Below are 2,088 nucleotides of genomic sequence, written 5' to 3' on the forward strand. Positions count from 1 at the left end.
CTTCAGACGCTTCACCTGGTCGGACTTCAGCCCGCCAAACTCCTTGCGCCAGCGATAATACGTGAACGCCGTCACGCTGATGGCCCGGATCGCCTCCGCGACCGGGCGCCCCTGGGACAACAGCACGTCGACCTGCCGCAGCTTCGCGACGATCTCTTCAGGCTTGTGCTTCTTCTGCGGCATCGCGGGCATCCTCCAAAGGCTCAAAAAGCCTACTTCAGGGAGGGCCACTTTTCAGGGGGCAGGCCACTTGTCCGAAGCTCGCGTCAGCCACGACTGGTCGGCATCCCCCGCCTGGTGGCACGAGGAACTAGGGGCCCCTTTTGGGTACCTCCAGAGGCCTATTTGATCCCCAACGAAACGCAGCGGCTTCAAAAAAGGAGCTAAAGGTCTCGTGGTGTTGTTCGTCCTTGCCGTGCAATTTCAATGATATGGGGGAACATGGCTGGCCTATCCAACCGAGCTATCACTATATTGCCCCTTGCGGGACTGTCCGGTCACAGTCAGGGCTAGAGTAAGTCTCAGGGTCATCCCGGAGCCCCCTATGCCAATGCAGTACGTTCTCTACCGCCGCGTCTCTACCGAAGAGCAGGGCAAGAGCTGCCTGGACCTGGAGGCGCAGGACCGGGACATCCGACTGTATCTTGAGACCTACAGCCCTACGCCCTGGGAAGTGCTGCGGGAGTTCACCGAGGTCGAGAGCGGCGCCAACGCTGACCGCCCAGAGTTGGCCAATGCTTTAGAGTTGGCTCGGAAGACCAGGGCCACGCTCCTGGTGTCGAAGCTGGACCGCCTGTCGCGCCGGGTGTCTTTGATCGCTTCGTTGACGGAGGACAAGCGGGTCCCCTTTCGGGTCGCTTCGATGCCCCACGCCGACGCCTTACAGCTTTGCACCTATGCGGCCCTGGCCGAGCAGGAGCGGCAGTTCGTCACCCTCCGCACCAACGGGGCCTTACAGAAAGCCAGGGGCCGTGGCGTCAAGCTAGGTGGCCTCCGGGACGCCACCATGAAGCGAAACGAAGTCGTGAAAGCCCAGGCCCAGGAACGGGCCGAGGCATGGCGAGGCATCGTGGAGCCGCTCCGTGGAGCCGGCAAAAGCATCAGGGAGATTGCCGAGGCACTAAACGCCGCCGGCATCAAGACTGCTCGCGGCGGAACATGGCACCCGACGACCGTCCAGCGGGTTGTGGATCGCCTTAGGAGGCAGGCTGACCCTTTCGATAGCTCGATGGACAGGCCGGGTCGGTCCCCGGTCTGGCACTAGGGGCTCCCGCGTTGTGGCATAGCTTGAAGGTTCTTATTAGCGCGGTGGCGCTGAGTTCCGCCCTGGCCGGTTGAGCAACGAGAACCCGGCGAAGATAAAACGCTTCAATCCAACGTCAGCCGCTCCACAAGGCGCTTGATGCTAGTCGGGTGTTCTCCTTGCAAATAAGGCAGAAGAAATCTTCGCCTATTTCGATGCTCAGGACCTCTGGACCATGACCTTAGGGTAAAACTAATGCTTTACCTCTCCCAGCGTCGAGCGCTACGCTGTAGGGCGATCCTAACCCCACTTACGGCCCCTGAAGGATGTCACGCCCACAGGGGTCTCTTTTTGTGATCAGAGTCCTGTCCCCTATATGCAGACGAGAGCAGCACCGGACATTTGGAACATAAAAAGCTCCTGAGGCTCCCCCACGTCCCTTGGTGCCATCAGGGGGCGCGGGAGCGCGCAAAGCTAATCGTTGGGCAACGGATAGCCCGATAGGACGTTGATTCTGATCCCCTTCCCTTCCGCGACGCTCCACCCTAGTTCGCGCGCCAGTGCGGAGCTTACGTTGCTTTGCGCCCAAACGTGCCCTGACAAAAAGTCCAGCACGTACAGAATATCAGAAACAAGATCGACCAAAGCAAACGCATCCTTATTATCGAAATTCGCCTTTCCATATTGAATTAATTGATTTCTCAACTCGACATAAGTCTGAAGTTTCTTAGAAAGATGCCGAATTCCGCTCCATTTCATCTCTGGATTAGATTCAACGTGCAGGTCTGGTATGTAATCACGCAGGATTTTGTAAACAGGGGGAGACTGCGCGCACTCTACAAGCC

The 2,088-nt window shown here is 58.5% G+C and carries 3 protein-coding genes; 1 reads left to right on the plus strand and 2 read right to left on the minus strand.

The window, feature by feature from the left end:
- On the minus strand, nucleotides 1-183 hold a 183-nt coding region (locus tag AC1DVA_RS27930; protein ID WP_476808056.1), incomplete at its 3' end, for a transposase.
- A 367-nt stretch (nucleotides 184-550) separates the two neighbouring features.
- Here AC1DVA_RS27930 and AC1DVA_RS27935 point away from each other — a divergent pair.
- Nucleotides 551-1,264, plus strand: coding sequence for a recombinase family protein (locus tag AC1DVA_RS27935; protein ID WP_476808057.1), 714 nt, complete (start codon nucleotides 551-553; stop codon nucleotides 1,262-1,264).
- Between the two features lie 453 nt (nucleotides 1,265-1,717).
- On the opposite strand, the gene AC1DVA_RS27940 is transcribed toward AC1DVA_RS27935, so the two are convergent.
- The coding region (locus tag AC1DVA_RS27940) for a hypothetical protein (protein WP_476808058.1) at nucleotides 1,718-2,088 on the minus strand (371 nt) is incomplete at its 5' end.

Source organism: Allobosea sp. P4_C6, assembly GCF_056402015.1.